Source organism: Chryseobacterium oranimense (genome assembly GCF_900129755.1).
GTDB lineage: Bacteria > Bacteroidota > Bacteroidia > Flavobacteriales > Weeksellaceae > Chryseobacterium > Chryseobacterium oranimense.
This window is the reverse complement of the sequence record NZ_FQWT01000004.1, coordinates 47,587-65,863: the sequence shown is the minus strand read 5'-3', so window position 1 is coordinate 65,863 and position 18,277 is coordinate 47,587. Positions and strand designations below refer to the sequence as shown.

The following is an 18,277-nucleotide window of genomic DNA, read 5'->3' as shown; positions in this document are numbered from 1 at the left end:
GGTAAAAAAATCTATCAAAAATAGATTTTTATTTTTAGATTACAATAATGAACAAAAGTTAAAAAAATTTTAAAAAATAATGGCAAAATTAACCTCAAGAAGCGAAGATTACAGCAAATGGTATAATGAGTTGGTGGTAAAAGCTGACTTAGCTGAAAACTCTGGAGTGCGAGGATGCATGGTAATTAAACCATACGGCTATGCAATCTGGGAAAAAATGCGTGATGAAATGGATAAGAGATTCAAAGAAACAGGTCACGTTAATGCTTATTTCCCGCTTTTTGTGCCCAAAAGCCTGTTTGAGGCTGAAGAGAAAAATGCAGAAGGTTTTGCTAAAGAATGTGCAGTAGTTACCCATTATAGATTAAAAACAGATCCGGACAATCCTCACAAGCTTATTGTAGACCCGGATGCCAAATTAGAAGAAGAACTTATCGTACGTCCTACTTCTGAAGCAATTATCTGGAATACTTATAAAAACTGGATCCAGTCTTACAGAGACCTTCCAATATTAATCAACCAGTGGGCAAATGTTGTCCGTTGGGAAATGAGAACCCGCCTGTTCCTTAGAACAGCAGAATTCCTATGGCAGGAAGGGCACACAGCGCATGCAACCAAAGATGAGGCTGTGGAAGAAGCTGAAAAGATGAATGATGTATATGCAGATTTTGCAGAAAGGTTCATGGCAATGCCTGTTATCAAAGGATTGAAAACACCATCTGAAAGATTCGCAGGAGCCGATGAAACGTACTGTATCGAAGCATTAATGCAGGATGGGAAAGCGCTTCAGGCAGGAACATCACACTTCTTAGGCCAGAACTTTGCGAAAGCTTTTGATGTAAAATTCACCAATAAGGAAGGAAAGATAGAACATGCATGGGCAACATCATGGGGAACTTCTACCCGTTTGATGGGAGCTCTTATCATGACGCACTCTGATGATTTCGGACTCGTGCTTCCTCCTACCCTTGCGCCAATCCAGGTGGTTATTGTTCCGATTTTCAAAGGAGACGAGCAGCTGGCACAGATCAGTGAAGTGGCTCTTGATATCCAGGCTAAATTAAAGGCAAAAGGAATTTCAGTGAAATTCGATGACGATACACACAACAAACCGGGCTGGAAATTTGCAGAATACGAATTGAAAGGTGTTCCTGTGAGAATTGCAATGGGACCAAGAGATCTTGAAAACAGATCTGTTGAAATTGCAAGAAGAGATAATTTAACGAAAGAAGTTCGTTCCATAGACGGTTTGGATTCTTATATCGAAGAACTATTGCAGACTATCCAGAAGGACATTTATGAGAAAGCTTTAAACTTCAGAAAAGACAACATTACCAGAGTGGACACTTATGAAGAGTTCAAAAAAGTTCTTGAAGAAAAAGGAGGCTTCATATATGCTCACTGGGACGGAACGGCAGAAGAAGAAGAGCAGATCAAAGACGAAACAAAGGCTACCATAAGATGTATTCCTTTGGATGACGACGTTGAGGAAGGTATTTCCATGGTAACCGGAAAACCGTCTAAAAGACGTGTATTATTCGCAAAAGCTTACTAATTTTTTTTGCTTATTTCCAAAAGTTTGCCGGGAAATTAAATAAATATTCAAAAAAAAATGACATTTGGACAGATTTTTGTTTAAATTTATGCAACATTAATCTAAAAAAATAATTTATTATGTCTTTAAATGTCATTGATTTAATTAAAGGACAGTTAGGTCCCGCTTTAGTTTCGCAAGCAGCTTCTCAGTTTGGAGAAAGTGAGTCCGGTATTTCAAAAGCAATTGGAGGCTTACTGCCTGCCGTTGTTGGAGGATTAGCAAACAACTCTGATAATCCCGGAGTTTTGGATGCTATTACCAATGCCTCGTCAAGCGGAATTTTAGGAAATTTATTAGGAGGTTCATCAAGCAACCCCGTAATTTCCAATCTGTTGACCTCTATTTTTGGAGATAAGATCAGTGGAATTGTGAATGCTATTGCTACCTATGCAGGAATCAGCAATAACTCTTCCAGTTCACTGCTGAATTTAGTAACAGGAGCTACGGTAGGTTCTATCGGTAAATATGCTGCTGATAATAATTTAGGTAAGACTGGTATTTCTAACCTGTTGGGTGAGCAAAAAGGAATTATTTCTTCACTTTTGCCTGCAGGACTTTCTCTTGCCTCTCTTAATATAGGTGACTGGGCAAAAGGCTATAAATTTGATAATGATAATGATGCTATCAGACCAGCAGCCAGTGAGGCACCCAAAGTAGAAGTTACAAGAAGTACTACATCTGCAGGAACCAATCCTGACAGAAACAATAATGATGGCGGAGGTTCAATCTGGAAATGGTTGCTTCCGCTTTTACTTTTAATTGCTGCTGCTTATTTCATCTGGAAACAGTGTGATAAAAAACAGACGACTACAACGACCACTACCGCAGACTCGACAGCAACGCCTACTGATACAGCTGCTACTGTTACAACTACAGATACGGCTTCAACAACAGCTGCCGCACCGGTAACAAGAACAGATGAAAATATTGATCTTAACGGTGTTATGCTGAAAGGTTACAAAGGAGGTATGGAAGATCAGATGATTACTTTCCTGAAATCAGGAAATTATAAAAATGCAGCTGATGATGCAGCATTAAAAGATAAGTGGTATGATTTTGACCATGTAAACTTCAAAATGGGAAGTTCTAGTGAACTGGAAGCAGGTTCCCAGGGGCAGCTTGACAACCTGGTAGCTATCTTGAAGGCTTTCCCGGATGCAAAAATCAAAATCGGAGGTTATACTGATAAAACAGGAAACGAAGCTTCCAACGTAAAATTGTCTCAGGCAAGAGCTGATTTCATCAAGAATGCTTTAGGAAAAGCAGGAGTTGGTGCTCAGGTTTTAGGAGCTGAAGGCTACGGAAGTAAATTTGCTACAGTAGATGCTAAAGCTTCTGATGCAGAAAGAGCAGCTGACAGAAAAATGTCTGTTAGATTTGCAAAATAGATCTTTAGAATCTTTAAAAATACGATCCCGGAAACTAGTTTCCGGGATTTTTTTATTTCCTGACTTTCATATTTATATTTATTTAATTAAATTTGTTAGTCATTTCTAACATTTATGAATTTAAAATTAAATAACGCCTGGCGTAAAGATAAAACATCCCATTCCCTCTCTGAGGTATATTCCTCTATAAAAGTTCCCCGAAATGCTCCATTTTGGAGAAAATACCTAGCCTTTGCAGGGCCGGGGCTGATGATTGCCGTTGGATACATGGATCCGGGAAACTGGGCAACGGATATTGCGGGTGGAGCACAGTTTGGGTATACCCTCCTTTCGGTAATCCTTATTTCAAATATTTTTGCGATGGTTTTACAGCATTTATCTGTAAAGTTAGGTGTTGTTGCGGAAAGGGATCTTGCACAGGCCTGCCGTGACCATTTTAGTCCTACCACCAATTTTATTTTATGGATATTCTGTGAAATAGCCATTGCAGCCTGTGACCTCGCCGAGGTAATTGGTTCTGCCATAGCATTGAATCTTCTTTTTCATATTCCTTTAACCTGGGGAATTGTGATAACGACTGTAGATGTTCTGATCATTCTCTTACTTCAGGCCAAGGGCTTCAGGTGGATAGAAAGTATTGTCGGCGGACTTATTTTTATCATTCTTGCATGCTTTATCTATGAAATTGTCATTTCACAGCCGGCCTTTAATGAAATTATTGGCGGGCTGGTACCTCAAAAAGAAATCATTCAAAATCCGGCAATGCTTTATATTGCGATCGGAATTCTGGGCGCTACCGTTATGCCTCATAATTTATACCTCCACAGCAGCATAGTTCAGACAAGGGATTATCCAAGAGACAAAGAAGGGAAAAAAGAAGCCATAAAATTTGCAACGATCGACAGCACAGTATCGCTAATGCTGGCTTTCTTTATTAATGCAGCTATTCTTATTCTGGCGGCGGCAACCTTCCATACTACCGGGAATAAAAATGTGGCAGATATTCACGATGCCTACAAAATGCTTACCCCCATATTGGGAGCTTCTATGGCAAGTATTGCTTTTGCCATTGCTTTATTGGCATCAGGACAAAATTCCACACTTACAGGAACCCTTGCGGGACAGATTGTGATGGAAGGCTTCCTTAATATACGGCTAAAACCATGGCTCAGAAGATTAATTACAAGACTGATTGCCGTAATTCCCGCTTTAATAGTTACGATCCTCTATGGCGAAAAGGGAACAACTGATTTATTGGTTTTAAGTCAGGTCATTTTATCCATGCAGCTGAGTTTTGCAGTTGTGCCTTTAGTTATGTTTACCAACGACAAGGCCAAAATGGGAGAATTTGTGAACAAACCCTTGCTAAAAATAGCAGTCTGGATTATTTCTGTTATTATCATTATTCTAAACCTTTACCTGCTTTACCAAACATTTACAGGATAGAAATGTGAGAAAAAATAATGTCAATAGTGAATCGTCAAAGTTTAATTTCTAAGCCCAACAATTCACTATTTGCTTCATAGCAAAATTGACCGTTCACAGCTCATTCTCTATTCCTTTTTCTGCCTTAATGTCCATTTTTTGTATTTGGCAGGTTCTTTGTCAAACAATTCTTTAAATAAATATTGAATTATGGAAAATCAGGATATTAACGAAGAAAGCATCAATAATCAGGAAGAAAACAACATTCAGAACGAAGCGGCATCTGAAGAAAGTGTGACAGCAAAACCTTCTGCAGAGGAACTTTTGGCAGAAGAAAAAGACCGTTACATCAGATTATACGCTGAATTCGAAAATTATAAAAAAAGAACGGCAAAAGAGAAGATGGAATTCTTCCAATATGCCAACCAGGATCTGATGATCTCTATGCTTGGAATTTTAGATGATTTTGAAAGAGCTTTAAAAGAAATTGCTAAAAACGGCAATGCATCGGACCTTCAGGGAGTAGAGCTTATCTATCAGAAATTCAAGAACAGACTTACTGAAAAAGGGTTAAAAGCGATGGAGGTAAATGCAGGTGATGCATTCAATGTAGATTATCATGAAGCTATTACCCAGATTCCTGCGCCATCTGAAGATCTGAAAGGCAAAATCGTAGATGTTATTGAAACAGGATACACTTTGAACGATAAAGTGATCCGTTTTGCAAAAGTAGTAACAGGAAACTAATAGTAAATAAATGATAAATGATGAGAGATAATTGATTGACAGCAGGTTTCAAACCATAAGCAATAGGCTTCAATTATCATTTATCAATAATCAATTATAATCAATATGTCAAAAAGAGATTATTACGAAGTTCTTGAGATCAGTAAATCTGCATCTTCCGACGAGATAAAAAAAGCATACCGTAAAATGGCCATCAAATATCACCCGGATAAAAACCCGGGAGATAAGGATGCTGAGGAAAAATTCAAGGAAGCTGCAGAAGCCTATGAAGTACTGAGCGACGATCAGAAACGTGCAAGATACGACCAGTTTGGCCATGCCGGAATGGGTGGTAACGGAGGTTTCGGAGGCGGAGGCTTCGGCGGAGGAATGAACATGGAAGATATTTTCAGCCAGTTTGGAGATATTTTTGGCGGAGGCTTCGGAGGCTTTGGTGGAAATGGCGGAGGACGCCAGCAGGTGAAGGGCTCCAATTTGAGAATCAGAATTAAGCTGAATCTTGAAGAAATGGTGAACGGAACCCAGAAAACCATCAAAGTTAAGAAAATGAAAATGGCAGAAGGTGCCACCTCAAAAGTGTGTCCTACATGTAACGGTTCTGGTGTTCAGCTTAAAGTGATGAACACAATGTTCGGACAGATGCAGACTCAGACTACCTGCGGTACCTGCCAGGGAATCGGGAAAGTTGCAGATAAAATTCCTGCAGGCGCTAATGCACAGGGACTAATCAAGGATGAGGAAGAAATTTCCATCAATATTCCGGCAGGAGCAAGGGACGGCATCCAGCTTAATGTAAGAGGAAAAGGAAATGATGCACCTTTCGGCGGAATTCCGGGAGATTTATTGGTGATCATTGAAGAGGAAGTAGATAAAACGATCAAGAGAGAAGGCGATAATCTTCACCAGGAATTATATGTTTCTTTTGCAGAAGCAGCTTTAGGAACTAAAAAAGAAGTTCCTACAGTAGGCGGAAAAGTGAAAATTACCGTTGACCCGGGAACTCAGTCCGGAAAGATCCTCAGACTGGCAGGAAAGGGTCTTCCAAGCATCGACAGCTATGGAAAAGGTGATATGTTCATCCACATTAATGTATGGACTCCTCAGAAGCTGACTAAAGAACAAAAAGATTTCTTTGAAAAGCAGATGTCAAGCGGAGAAATGGTTGCAGAACCTTCCGGAAAAGAAAAAACTTTTTTTGATAAAGTAAAGGATTTATTCAATTAAAATATTTAGAGGCTTAAAAAAGCCTCTTTTTTGTTTTTAAAAGTTTCGGCGCGGCTTCTACGAAGCCGCGCCGAAACTTTTAAAATATATATTCTAGTTCTATTTCTTTTTTACCAAAGAAACAACACCTTTTCCCATTGTAAAAAGGGCAACAGCAAATAAACCTCCTGCAAGTCCAAGAATGATTTCTTTTAAAATAGTAAGGATTTCGTTAGAAGACCAGGAAGGCAAAACATGGTGAAGAAATTCTACTCTGTGAGCAAAAATACCACCGGCAACCATAATTAGAGCAATCGTGCCGATAACTCCCAAAGCCTTAATTACAATAGGCAATGCTTTTACCAATAAATGGCCGAGCTTTCCAAAGAAGCCTTTGTCGTTACTTTTTTTGATTAATTTAAAACCTGCATCATCCATTCTTACGATCAAAGCAACTATACCGTAAACTCCCACTGTGGCTATAAAGGCAACAAGACTCGTTACCAAAATCTGTGTAATGAAAGGGTGGCTTTCTTCCAAAACTGTTCCTAAGGCAATGATGACGATCTCAATGGATAAAATAAAATCTGTGGTAATGGCTGATTTTACCTTCGCTTTTTCTATTTCCTCATCACTTCTTTCATCTTCTATAATTTCTTCCACTACTTCATGACCTTCTTTGTCACGGTGGAAAAGAAATTCTATGATTTTTTCAACCCCTTCAAAAGACAGATATAACCCTCCCAGAATCAAGACATAGTTGATCGCCGGAGCATAGAGCCAGTTGAGAAGAAATACGACAGGAAGAATAATGAGTTTATTGATAAAAGATCCTTTTGTAATGGCCCATAAGACCGGGATTTCCCTTGAAGAAAGAAAACCTGTAGCCTTCTCTGCATTTACTGCCAGATCATCGCCAAGGATACCTGCTGTTTTCTGTGTCGCTATTTTACTTGTAACAGCCACATCATCCATCAGTGCTGCGATATCATCTAAAATTGCAAAAAAACCAGATGCCATATTATTTTAATATTTTTTTAATATATGTTAAGTCGGGCAAAAATAATTATTAAAATCTGTTTTTATTTGATTCTGTATATTAATTTTAAATATTTTCTGCCAATGAACGTACTATTTGTAAAAACTCTGCTTACTTTTACTCTGTTTTAAAACAATAATCATGCTCAATAAGTCCCATGTACTAATTTTAGGTATAACTTTTATATTCTGTGCATTCTGTTCTCCTTTCAAAGCACAAAATAAACCGACTACAGAAAGAGAGAGTGTAGAAAGGAAAAAAAAGGAAACAGACAGCATCATCAGGGCATATGCAAATGTGAATAAGTTCAACGGAACCGCTTTGATTCACTATCACAATACAACCTTATTCGAAAAGTCTTATGGCTGGCAAGATGCAGAAAATAAGATCCCAAGCAGAAATGAAAGTATTTATCAGATTGCTTCTTTAACCAAATCTTTCACTGCATTGGTTATTGTAAAGCTTAGCGAAGAAGGAAAACTCTCTGTAAAAGATCCTGTCTCCAAATTCATTGCAGATTATCCCAGGGGAAATGAAATTACCATTGAGAACCTGCTTACCCATACATCAGGAATTTATGAACCATTACGCAATAAAGAATACTTCCGGCTGCTTCATACCAAAGAAAGCATTACCGAAAGCAGGGAACTCTCCTTTTTTAAAGATGAACCTTTAGATTTCGAGCCAAGCACCCAGTTTTCCTATACCAATTCCGGATACATCTTGCTTGGGATCATTATTGAAAAAGTTACAGGACTTTCTTATGAAGATGCTGTAAGAAAAATTATTTTAGATCCGTTAAAAATGAGTCATACAGGCTTTGATTATTTAGCACTGAAAAGTCCATATAAAACAGTTCCTTATTCATACCTGTCAAAAACAAAGCATGAAAAAACGGAGATATGGAATCCTGAATTAACCGGCCCGGCCGGACAGATCTACACTACTGCTGAAGACCTGTACAAATATTATCAGGGGCTCAAAAACTATAAAATTGTTTCGAAAGAATCATTCAGAAAAATGACCACACCTTTTCTGAGCGGTTATGGTTACGGCTGGTTTATTGATGATCTTTACGGAAAAAAAGTGATCAATCACGGAGGGAATATTGAAGGAGCAACAAGTTACCTGGCAATGCTTCCAGAAGATGACATCTGCATTATATTACTCAACAATATTACCAGCAAAAAGCTTGAGAAGGCCGGCAATACAATTTTAGCCGCACTTTTAGATCAGCCTTTCGATCTTCCAAAGCCTAAAAAAGAAGTAACGCTTGACGCTTCATTGCTTAAAAGGTACGCAGGCGACTATGCCCTGCCGGAAAATAAAATCATCCATATTCTATATGAAAACGGACAACTTTTTATTCAGAATAATAATGATCCTAAAGTGAGGATGCTGGCTGAAAAGGAGGATGTCTTTTTCGTTGCCGATGATGATGCTGAGATCACTTTTACTCTGAAAAAAGGAGAAAAAAATATCGTTACGATAAAAAAAGGACTTTCATCCCAAACAGCTGAAAAGCTGTAATAAAGACCTTGAAACTGTCAAACATCATTCTTCAAAAATCTTTTATGCTGTAATTTTTATTTACATTTAATTAATGAAAAAGCTAATTCTCAGATACCATTTTTTTGTTGTAGGATGCCTCAGTTTCCTGATGCAGTCATGCAATACAAAGTTCAGGGTCTGGGTAGGTACCGGCGGCCAGCAGAAAATATACAATTTAAAATACGGGGAACATAAAAGACAGAAAATGGATGTTTTTCTTCCGCTGGATTATGCACAAGACGCTCCTGTAGTTCTTATCGTACACGGAGGCGCCTGGACTCTCGGAAAAAAGGAACATATGATCAAGGTCCAGAAAATGCTGTTTGAAAATAAGATTCCCAGTATCAATATGAATTACAGACTGGTATCTAAACGGAAAGGCATCACTTATAAACAGCAGCTGGAAGATATCGGATTGGCAATTAATAAATTTAATTCTCTGGCCGAAAAAGCAGAACTTCAGCCGGACAATTATATTCTTCTGGGAGAAAGTGCAGGCGGGCATTTAGCCCTGCTCTACGGCTACAAACATCCCGAACAGATCAAAAAGATTGTTTCCATGAGCGGCCCTACAGATTTTTACAGCCCGGAATACCTGAATTCATTTTATTCAAAATATACTTCTCCAACATTCCAGAAAGTGGTAGGAACGAAATTTAACCGTAAAAATGTATCTGAAGCCTTTAAAGAAGCAAGTCCGATCGCCAATATATCCAATGTTCCCACGTTACTGTTTCAGGGAAATAATGATTTTCTTGTCAACCAGCATCAGGGCCTTTCTATGGATTCTGCACTTACAAAGCAGAATGTACCTCACAAACTCGTGTTTATGAAAAGAACGGGTCATGCTCCACGGTTTTTCAGCAAGAAAAAAAGAGACAGCATCATCTACCCGAATATTCTTGAATGGGTAAAAAAATAACCTGCAGGAAAGCAGGTTATCTATATTTTTCAGTATTTTTCTTATTCAGAATCTTTGTCCTCGTATTTTGAAAAATCTTCTTTTTTACCAAAAACAAATTTGATAATTACAGGAAGTGTTGTGATCAGAACAATTACAATGATAATCAGTTCCAGCTTTTCTTTTAAATTGATGCCGAACTGCTCCTGGAAAAGTTTGTCCAGATAATGCCCTGCAAAGATCAGGATAAATGACCAAAGCACTGCTCCGATAATGTTATCTCTTAAAAACTCTTTTTTATCCATTTTTACAATCCCGGCAACAATAGGAGTAAATGTTCTTACCACCGGTAAAAATCTGGCCATAATGATGGCCAACGCCCCATGTTTTTCAAAAAAATCATGAGCCTGATAAAGATATTTTTTCTTGAAAAGCATTGTGTCTTGCTTCTTGTATAAAGCAGGACCTGTTTTCACTCCAAAATAATAACCTATTTCGTTTCCTATAATGGCAGCAAGCGCTACACACGAAGCAAGAATAGTGGTATCTAAGAAATCGCTCCCGGTGGAGCCAAAAGTCTCTTTGATGATTTCAACGGCGTAAATACCCGACACAAACAATAATGAGTCACCCGGCAGGAAAAATCCTACAAAAAGGCCTGTTTCTGCAAAAATAATAAATAAAATAAGCCAGAACCCACCCATTTTAATATAAAACTCGGGATTCAGTAAATCCTTCCAGCTATTGAAATCTTCCATATATAACGATTAACAACAAAAATAAGCGTAAAAAGTCTGAAACAAAAATTAATTATAAGTTTTTAACTAAAATCCGGGCATGATATTTTACAAGTCCATATCATCGTCTGAAACTGCAGTTCCATCGGCCATCAGAAAGGCTTTCAGGAATGGTGTGATATTTCCGTTCATCACAGAATCCACATCTGAAGTTTCGTAAGCAGAGCGGACGTCTTTTACCAGTTTATAAGGATGCATCACATAGTTTCTGATCTGGCTTCCCCACTCTATTTTCATTTTGTTGGCTTCTATCTCGTTTCTGGCTTTCATACGGGCTTCAAGCTCCATTTCATAGAGTCTTGAACGAAGAAGCTGCATGGCTTTCTCTTTATTTTGAAGCTGAGAACGGGATTCGGAGTTTTCAATGATAATTCCGGTCGGTGCGTGGCGAAGACGTACGGCGGTTTCTACCTTGTTAACGTTCTGTCCACCGGCTCCGGAAGATCTCATGGTTTCAAATGAAATGTCGGCAGGATTGATGTTGATTTCAATAGTATCATCCACCAACGGATAAACATATACTGAAACGAAGCTGGTATGTCGTTTGGCATTACTGTCAAAAGGTGAAATTCTCACCAGCCTGTGTACTCCGTTCTCTCCTTTCAGATATCCGAAAGCATATTCACCATCAATTTCCAGGGTAACGGTTTTTACTCCGGCTACATCGCCCTCCTGATAGTTGAGCTCACGAATTTTATACCCTTGTTTTTCCGCCCACATGGTATACATTCTCATTAACATGGATGCCCAGTCGCAGCTTTCCGTACCTCCTGCTCCCGCAGTGATCTGAAGCACCGCAGAAAGTTCGTCGCCCTCATTGGAAAGCATGTTTTTAAATTCAAGGTCTTCTATTTTCTCTACAAGCTGTGGGAATGTTTCATCCAGCTCTTTTTCAGAGTCGGGATCTTCTTTGGCAAATTCTGCCAGCACCTGCAGATCTTCAAACTGGGTACTGATTTCTTCATAATCTTCTACCCATTTCTTTTTGGAACGGAGCTGCTTCAGAAATACCTCTGCTTCTTTTGGATTATCCCAAAATTCCGGAGCAGCGGTTTTTTCATCATCATTGGCTATTTCTATCTTCTTTTTTTCGATCTGAAGGTATTTATATAAGTCGCCGATTCTGGCCTGTACTTCTTTTATCTGGTCGTTGTTGATCACGAATTTTTATTTTATACAAAAATACGGAATTCTTTTAGAGTGAAGTGTTTTGAGTTTCGAGTTTTCAGGTTTCGGGTTTAATGAAAAATCTAACTATTTTTTATTATCTCAGCTTCAAAGCTTTTCTTCAGAAATTCTTTAGATTTTTTACTTTCAAATTTGAAGCAGAGCATTGTCATGATATAAACAAATACCAGCATTAACAAAGACATGAAAAATTCTATCGATATTTTTTTCTCCGTTAAACTTATCATGATAAAAACACTAGCTGTGATTGAACACCAAAATATTAGAAAAATTAATACAAACAAATCCAACTTCATGGTTACCTGTATTTCTGTCTCATAGTTATTTTTTTGAATGATTCCATTTATTTTAGGGAGAAAGGAATTTCTGTATTGAATAACTCTGCTTATTTCAAAACTGTTACTATTCACAGATCCTTCATATTCCTTTATTGGATTCCTTCCTAAACCAAATTTTTTAGGTTCAACAAAGCCGGAAAGTCTTGTTAAAACTTCCTGTTCAGATAAGTTCGTTTTGTACGTAATACGCTCAAATGGCAAGTATTTCATGGGTATTAGATAAGTATCGATATCATTTCAGCCATCATTTCACCAATCTTCGGAGCTAAAGCAACGCCCATTCCTGAAAGTCTTACGGCACAAAACTGTCTTTCCGAAATTTGTTTTACAATCGGCGTTTTTTCTGAACCTATTGCCATTATTCCTGACCAGCGAAGCGCAATCTTAAAGTCCTGTCCGGGCAAAATGACTTCCCGTAAAAAATTTTCCAAATGTTTCTGCAGAAATTCTGTGGTTTCGAAATCCGTTGTTTCTTCAGTTTTAAAATCCTGATTTCGTCCGCCACCCAGGAGAACTCTGTTGTCCAGATTCCTGAAATAATAAAATCCTTCATCATAATGGAAGGTTCCTCTGAGTTTCAGTCCGTCAATAGGTTCTGTCAGGAGAATCTGTCCGCGTGCAGGAATAATTTCCTCTTTTTCAAGAAATTTTGAACTGAATGCGTTCGTGCAGTAAATTATTTTATCAGCCTCCACAGCAAGATTTTCTGAAATATGGATCTTTATTTCATCCGGATTTTCATCAATCGTTTTCACATCGGTTCCAAAAAGAAATTCGATTTTCAGCTAATGGCATTTTTCAAGGAGTTTCTGAAGCAGTTTCCCTGAATGCAGACTTCCCTCACAGGGATTTTCAATCAAAAATTCAGATTTTCCGAGACCGAATTCTGTTATTTTTTTCTGGTTAAGGACATAGGTTCGCTCAAGGCCTGTTATGGTTCTCAGCTTTTCATTTACAGCATCTAAATGTTGCAGGGGTTCACTGTTATTTAAAATTTCGTATCCGCCACTTAATTCAAAATCTATTTCGTTACTCTTGAAACAGGTTCTGATTTTTTGAAGTCCTTCGAATCTCATTTTAACCAATTCGAGTGTCTTTTCCCATCCCATTTTCTGGGAATCAGCAATTACTTCTGTCAGGCTTCCAAAACATGCAAAACCCGCATTCCTGGTTGAAGCGCCTAACGGAATGGTATTTCTTTCAATGATCAGAACAGTCTTTTGCGGATATTTTTCTTTAATGGATATGGCTGTCCAAAGCCCGGAAAATCCGGCACCGATAATAACAATATCTCTTTTCCTGTAAAAGGTTTCCAGTTCCCAAATGCTGTTCATTTTTTTGTAAAATGTAAAAGGTATTGATGTATTGATGATGATGTAGATGTCAGATGCTAGATATCAGATTTCAGACTGGAGGTTTTTAGATAGTAGATGTAAGATGCAGGTACAAGTTTAAACTTGGTCATTATAAAAGTTATTTATAGTGTTACAAAGTTTCATTCATACATTAAAATACTCTAACTCTCCATACAAACCCCGCATCTCGAATCTCGTAACCAGCCACTACGTTACCCTTGTGACTTACCGTCCTCTTCCTCATTATGCTGGAATCCGATTGCTCTTCGCGGCTCTTCAACGGCTTTGTAAGTATCCAGTTCTTTTTTCAGGGCCTGGATTCTGAATTTAAATTCATCGAAATTATTGATGATTGTATCTGCCAGGAATCTTGCAACCTGATCCAGGTATTCTTCGGTAAGTTTTCCGGCTGCGTCTCTTAACGCTGCATCTAAAAGTTGCTGATCAATCTTAATATTTTCATTTCGGGTTCGCTGGTACTGATTTTTAAGACGTTTTTTAAGGCTCTGTGTAAAATCAATCAGCATTGTATTGCTGAATGCCTTCATTTTAGACGATACTTCATGCCAGAACGGAACCTTATCAGCTTTGTTCTTTTTAAGAATTTTATAAAGCAGGGAATCTTCTTCAAGCTCTTTGGTCATCGCGTACAGAATAATTTCAGAACGTTCTGCTGCATTGGGTGGGAATATCGGGATCATCACATCAAATCTTCCCGGAGCAAGAATTTCTTCATCTATCTCCGAAACAGAATTGGCGGAACCTACCATCAGCAATTCTTCTTTTTCAAATTTGCCGATGTAATGAAGAATCAGTTCCTGGGTTTCCAGATTGCAGGAAGCAAGGTCTGTTTCTGCCCTTCTTTCCATCATGATCTCATCAAAATCATCAAGGAAAAGCAGCACTTTCTCTTCTTTCATCATAGTAAGCAGAAAATCATTGAAATTGGTTTTATTGCCGTCTATGAAAGAGGTTCCCAGATAATGTTTTTTGACTTCTTTAAATTGATACCCGATAATCTCTGCAATTTTTGTTGCCCAGAAGATTTTCCCGCTTCCCGGAGGTCCATACAGGACAATTCCCGCAGGTTTGTGAATTCCCCAGTCTTTGATCTGCTGAGGGTTCAGGAAGGGCTCCAAAACGCCTGATATGTAAAAGAACAAATCCCTGTAGCCAATAAAGTCTCTATACTTCAGGCTGGTTTTCTGTCCGAAATAATCATAGACAAACTGATAATTTCCACCTAGTTTATTATCGATACCATAGCTTGAGATCGATGAGCGGAAAAATCCGTTATCAAAAATATTGGGATTGGTTTCCTTGATGGCTTTTTCCACTTTATCCTTAGGCTGATTGATCACTTCTGCAATCTGCTCCACGGTTTTATTTTTGTCCAGATCCTCTTCATAAAGCTTTAAAAAATCCATATTCTCGCGGGCAAATTTTTCAAAATCTTCTTTTACTTCAAAATTGGTACTGATACACTCACCAAGCTCAAGGTCAAAATCCTGGATAAACTGCTTGATGGCTTCTGCGGAAACATTCAGCTCTTTGGCTAACTCAATTAACTTCATAAACTACCGATTAATTCAATCAAATTTAATATTTTAATCTTATAAATCTATTGAAAATATGGTAAAATAAATATTCATATTCCACCAAAGCTGTCAAAAAACAGAAGTCTATGCCGGGAGTTCTTTATTGAACGGAAACTTTTTCAACCATATCATTTACCGCTTTTTCTATCACTTCCGGCTGGTCCTGATTGATGTAATGACCACTTTTTTCAGCTATAATCTGTTTGCTGTCGGTGGATAAATTCAGCAAATCTTTCTGCATTTTGTCCCATGCCCCCAGCATTTCATTTTTTATTTTCTGATCTTTAATGAAACTGTCATATTTTGTTTTATCTCCTGCCGTAATAACATACAAAGGAACAGAGCCAAAGGTATTGATGGCCGCTGCCTCTGTTTTAACAGATTTCATGTGATCCTGCTCTTCCAGGGTAGCATCGGCACTTTTGTAAAGCAGGGCCGGCATCACAGAATTCTGATATTGATATTGATTATTTTCGGGAAACATATTTTTAAACATCAGCCTTGCTGCCCCGAATGTATTGGCAAATTTTAAAAACCCGCCCGGCAGGCCCTGATTCACCATTTTATATAATTGCGGGGACAGGTATTTTTCATCAGCAGGATACTGGCTGTCTACCAGGATCACTCCAGCAACGTCTTTTGGATATTTCTGAACAAAAAAACGGGTAAGCATTCCTCCGAAAGAATGCCCAACCAGGATGTAAGGTTTGGGAGCTTTGGATTTTTCCAGAAGTGTATGAAGTTCTTCGGCCATTTTCTCGCCTGTTTTGGGATTTGCTCCTCTTTCACTCCATAAAATTCCTGACCTGTCATAGGAAAATGTGGTATAGGATTTCGGAAGATTCTGCTGAATATGATACCACTGTAAATGCCCCGCAGGATCGAAAGCGGTTTCAAAAACTACTGTAGGACCTCCTTTCCCTTGTTGCAGGTAATGCATCTTATGGTTTTCAACTTCTGCGAACTGTCCGTCAGGCTTTATTTTTTCAGCTATTGAACGGGATATTCTTTCAAAAACAAATCCGGCCATCAACAAAAGGAAGATGATTAATAGCAAGGCCATCAGTATTCTTTTTATCCATTTAAGGGTATTCATAGTTATTTTTTAAGTAATTGTTTTTTAATGGGTCTCTGTTCCGGGGAAATAGTTACACCCTTAAGACAATAACAGGCTGATCATTATTACATTCCACTGTATTTTAATGAATCAGAATAAAACAGGGGTTGTAACAATTCTTCAGTTATACAGACTACTACTATGTAAAACAAATTACATGGAAAAAATTTTGTCAGTAAAGAATTTAACCAAAAAATTCAAAAGGACTGTGGTAAATAATATTTCCTTTGATGTAGAAAGAGGAAATGTGTATGGTTTATTAGGTCCCAACGGAAGCGGGAAGTCAACGACATTCGGAATGCTGCTGTCCACGATCAACCCAACCAGCGGAGACTGGTACTGGTTTGGTAAAAAAGGGACGGATCCGGAAACCCTGAAAAAAATAGGAGCTATTATTGAGCAGCCCAATTTTTATCCTTATCTGGATGCCGAAACCAATCTTAAGATAGTAGCTGAGATTAAAGGAACTCCTTATACAAGGATTGACGAAGTTCTAAAAACAGTCGGCCTGCTGGAAAGAAAAAAAGATGCTTTCAAAACCTATTCTCTGGGAATGAAGCAACGTCTGTCCATCGCATCTGCCATGCTGAACAATCCGGAGGTGATGATCCTTGATGAGCCTACCAATGGTCTGGATCCGGAAGGAATTATCCAGATCCGGGATATTATCAGCAATATTGCCAGACAGGGCATTACGATTATCATTGCCAGCCACCTTCTGGACGAAATTGAAAAGATCTGCAGCCACGTTATTGTTTTGAAAGAAGGAAATGCCATCTACAGCGGAAGAGTGGATGAGATGACTGCCAATAACGGGTATTTTGAATTAAAAGCCGATAACAACACGCTGCTTTTAAATGCTCTGCAAGAACTTCAGTGGTTCAGCGCCGTGAAAACCGAAGGTGAGATCATTAAAGCCCAGATTCGTGAGGATGCTTCGGTATCTGCTTCGACATTAAACCAGAAACTTGCCGAAAAGGGAATCTATCTTTCTCATTTAACAAAGAAAAAGCTGTCCTTAGAGACCCAATTCCTTGAACTTGTAAAAAACACGAATACCCATGCTTAAATTACTCAAACTAGAATATTATAAAAATCTGAACTACAGACCGTTCAAGATTTTCACCATCCTTTATTTTGCTATTCTGATTGCTCTTTTGTTTATCGGGCTGGTAGATCTGGATGTTTTCGGAGGAACCATCAATCTGAAGGAACAGGGAATTTATAATTTCCCTGAAATATGGAACTTCACCACATGGATTGTTGCCCTGCTGAAAATTTTCCTGGGGCTGATCATTGTTTTTTCAATCTCCCAGGAATTCACCAACAGGATGTTTAAGCAAAACACCATCGACGGACTGAGCAGGAAGGAATTTATAGGATCAAAACTTTTAACGATCACCATTTTTACGACTGTTTCTACACTGATTGTGTTTATCATCACGATGTTTTTGGGCCATCAATATTCCAAAGTAACCGATCCTGCAAAAACGTATGAGGAGGTTTATTATATCGTAAATTATTTTGTGAAACTATTTACATTCTTCTCTTTTCTGATGTTCCTTTCGGTATTGCTGAGAAAATCCATGTTTGTATTCCTTGGTTTCTTTGCTTATTGGGTGGCTGAAAAGATTTTAACAGGGATTGAGGCTTACCAGAAACTAAGCGGAATGCAGGGAGAGCAGAGAAAAGCAGTCCTTGAAAATGATTTTTTCATTACCAACCTTTTACCTTTGGAAAGCATGTCTAATCTAATCCCCAATCCTTTAATGCGTCTGAATCTTGTTAAAGTAATGGGCGTAAAGTATGAAGCTCACTATCCTACAGAAAGTATGATCGCCTGTATCATCTGGTCTGTGATCTTTATTGCGGGCTCTTACTGGATATTGAGAAAAAGGGATTGGTAGATTTACAATTTAATTTAAATATTCAAAGATTAAAAAATTTAAAGATTAAGTGGTCCATAGGATCACTTTTTTGTTTTTAACAGATACATCATGTTAAAAATGAATTCTTCCTTGTTCAGGTATTCG

15 protein-coding genes and 1 pseudogene are annotated in these 18,277 nt (G+C 38.2%); 9 read left to right on the top strand and 7 right to left on the bottom strand.

All coding sequences use genetic code 11. The features are described from left to right. The first annotated feature begins 79 nt into the window (after positions 1–79). From proS to dnaJ, 5 genes are all read left to right on the top strand, one after another. The gene (gene proS / locus BUB03_RS13355) at positions 80–1,555 is read left to right on the top strand and encodes a proline--tRNA ligase (protein WP_073063932.1); all 1,476 of its coding nucleotides are present in this window, start codon (positions 80–82) and stop codon (positions 1,553–1,555) included. Positions 1,556–1,674: 119 nt separating this feature from the next. Continuing rightward, positions 1,675–2,985 (top strand): OmpA family protein, encoded by a 1,311-nt coding sequence (locus BUB03_RS13350; RefSeq protein WP_073063930.1) that lies wholly within the window; start codon positions 1,675–1,677, stop codon positions 2,983–2,985. A 114-nt stretch (positions 2,986–3,099) separates the two neighbouring features. Then, a complete protein-coding gene (locus BUB03_RS13345) occupies positions 3,100–4,431 on the top strand; it encodes an Nramp family divalent metal transporter (RefSeq protein ID WP_073063927.1) in 1,332 nt (443 codons plus the stop codon). A gap of 189 nt (positions 4,432–4,620) precedes the next feature. Beyond that, on the top strand, positions 4,621–5,157 hold the full coding sequence (locus BUB03_RS13340; RefSeq protein ID WP_073063924.1) for a nucleotide exchange factor GrpE: 537 nt from the start codon (positions 4,621–4,623) through the stop codon (positions 5,155–5,157). Positions 5,158–5,262: 105 nt separating this feature from the next. Beyond that, on the top strand, positions 5,263–6,381 hold the full coding sequence (dnaJ, locus tag BUB03_RS13335) for a molecular chaperone DnaJ (RefSeq protein ID WP_040995818.1): 1,119 nt from the start codon (positions 5,263–5,265) through the stop codon (positions 6,379–6,381). A 99-nt stretch (positions 6,382–6,480) separates the two neighbouring features. Here the strand turns inward: dnaJ and BUB03_RS13330 are convergent, their stop codons facing one another. Further along, positions 6,481–7,380: a DUF808 domain-containing protein gene (locus BUB03_RS13330; protein ID WP_073063921.1), complete on the bottom strand. Its 900-nt coding sequence runs from the start codon at positions 7,378–7,380 to the stop codon at positions 6,481–6,483. 160 nt (positions 7,381–7,540) lie between these two features. Here BUB03_RS13330 and BUB03_RS13325 point away from each other — a divergent pair, with 160 nt between their 5' ends. Further along, the gene (locus tag BUB03_RS13325; protein WP_073063918.1) at positions 7,541–8,929 is read left to right on the top strand and encodes a serine hydrolase; all 1,389 of its coding nucleotides are present in this window, start codon (positions 7,541–7,543) and stop codon (positions 8,927–8,929) included. Positions 8,930–9,002: 73 nt separating this feature from the next. Beyond that, on the top strand, positions 9,003–9,872 hold the full coding sequence (locus BUB03_RS13320) for an alpha/beta hydrolase (RefSeq protein ID WP_073063916.1): 870 nt from the start codon (positions 9,003–9,005) through the stop codon (positions 9,870–9,872). A gap of 41 nt (positions 9,873–9,913) precedes the next feature. Here the strand turns inward: BUB03_RS13320 and BUB03_RS13315 are convergent, their stop codons facing one another. The 6 genes and pseudogenes from BUB03_RS13315 to BUB03_RS13290 form a co-directional block, all read right to left on the bottom strand. Then, on the bottom strand, positions 9,914–10,609 hold the full coding sequence (locus tag BUB03_RS13315; protein WP_073063913.1) for a DedA family protein: 696 nt from the start codon (positions 10,607–10,609) through the stop codon (positions 9,914–9,916). An 87-nt stretch (positions 10,610–10,696) separates the two neighbouring features. Beyond that, entirely contained in the window at positions 10,697–11,809 is a 1,113-nt protein-coding gene (gene prfB / locus BUB03_RS13310) for a peptide chain release factor 2 (RefSeq protein WP_040995814.1), read from the bottom strand. Positions 11,810–11,898: 89 nt separating this feature from the next. Continuing rightward, entirely contained in the window at positions 11,899–12,384 is a 486-nt protein-coding gene (locus BUB03_RS13305; protein WP_073063910.1) for a hypothetical protein, read from the bottom strand. Between the two features lie 5 nt (positions 12,385–12,389). Further along, a pseudogene (locus tag BUB03_RS22120) lies at positions 12,390–13,508 on the bottom strand (NAD(P)/FAD-dependent oxidoreductase). A gap of 233 nt (positions 13,509–13,741) precedes the next feature. Then, the gene (locus BUB03_RS13295) at positions 13,742–15,103 is read right to left on the bottom strand and encodes an AAA family ATPase (protein ID WP_073063907.1); all 1,362 of its coding nucleotides are present in this window, start codon (positions 15,101–15,103) and stop codon (positions 13,742–13,744) included. A gap of 124 nt (positions 15,104–15,227) precedes the next feature. Beyond that, the gene (locus BUB03_RS13290; protein ID WP_083538924.1) at positions 15,228–16,223 is read right to left on the bottom strand and encodes an alpha/beta hydrolase; all 996 of its coding nucleotides are present in this window, start codon (positions 16,221–16,223) and stop codon (positions 15,228–15,230) included. A 178-nt stretch (positions 16,224–16,401) separates the two neighbouring features. Between BUB03_RS13290 and BUB03_RS13285 the strand changes: the two genes are divergently transcribed. Beyond that, a complete protein-coding gene (locus BUB03_RS13285) occupies positions 16,402–17,313 on the top strand; it encodes an ABC transporter ATP-binding protein (protein WP_040995805.1) in 912 nt (303 codons plus the stop codon). Next, the gene (locus BUB03_RS13280) at positions 17,306–18,151 is read left to right on the top strand and encodes an ABC transporter permease (RefSeq protein ID WP_073063901.1); all 846 of its coding nucleotides are present in this window, start codon (positions 17,306–17,308) and stop codon (positions 18,149–18,151) included. Before BUB03_RS13285 ends, BUB03_RS13280 begins: the two co-directional genes overlap by 8 nt. Positions 18,152–18,277 lie beyond the last annotated feature (126 nt).

Coding starts and splice junctions, on each gene's coding strand:
- proS (WP_073063932.1), top strand. CDS start 80: ATGGCAAAATTAACCTCAAGAAGCGAAGATTACAGCAAATGGTATAAT.
- BUB03_RS13350 (WP_073063930.1), top strand. CDS start 1,675: ATGTCTTTAAATGTCATTGATTTAATTAAAGGACAGTTAGGTCCCGCT.
- BUB03_RS13345 (WP_073063927.1), top strand. CDS start 3,100: ATGAATTTAAAATTAAATAACGCCTGGCGTAAAGATAAAACATCCCAT.
- BUB03_RS13340 (WP_073063924.1), top strand. CDS start 4,621: ATGGAAAATCAGGATATTAACGAAGAAAGCATCAATAATCAGGAAGAA.
- dnaJ (WP_040995818.1), top strand. CDS start 5,263: ATGTCAAAAAGAGATTATTACGAAGTTCTTGAGATCAGTAAATCTGCA.
- BUB03_RS13330 (WP_073063921.1), bottom strand. CDS start 7,380: ATGGCATCTGGTTTTTTTGCAATTTTAGATGATATCGCAGCACTGATG.
- BUB03_RS13325 (WP_073063918.1), top strand. CDS start 7,541: ATGCTCAATAAGTCCCATGTACTAATTTTAGGTATAACTTTTATATTC.
- BUB03_RS13320 (WP_073063916.1), top strand. CDS start 9,003: ATGAAAAAGCTAATTCTCAGATACCATTTTTTTGTTGTAGGATGCCTC.
- BUB03_RS13315 (WP_073063913.1), bottom strand. CDS start 10,609: ATGGAAGATTTCAATAGCTGGAAGGATTTACTGAATCCCGAGTTTTAT.
- BUB03_RS13305 (WP_073063910.1), bottom strand. CDS start 12,384: ATGAAATACTTGCCATTTGAGCGTATTACGTACAAAACGAACTTATCT.
- BUB03_RS13295 (WP_073063907.1), bottom strand. CDS start 15,103: ATGAAGTTAATTGAGTTAGCCAAAGAGCTGAATGTTTCCGCAGAAGCC.
- BUB03_RS13290 (WP_083538924.1), bottom strand. CDS start 16,223: ATGAATACCCTTAAATGGATAAAAAGAATACTGATGGCCTTGCTATTA.
- BUB03_RS13285 (WP_040995805.1), top strand. CDS start 16,402: ATGGAAAAAATTTTGTCAGTAAAGAATTTAACCAAAAAATTCAAAAGG.
- BUB03_RS13280 (WP_073063901.1), top strand. CDS start 17,306: ATGCTTAAATTACTCAAACTAGAATATTATAAAAATCTGAACTACAGA.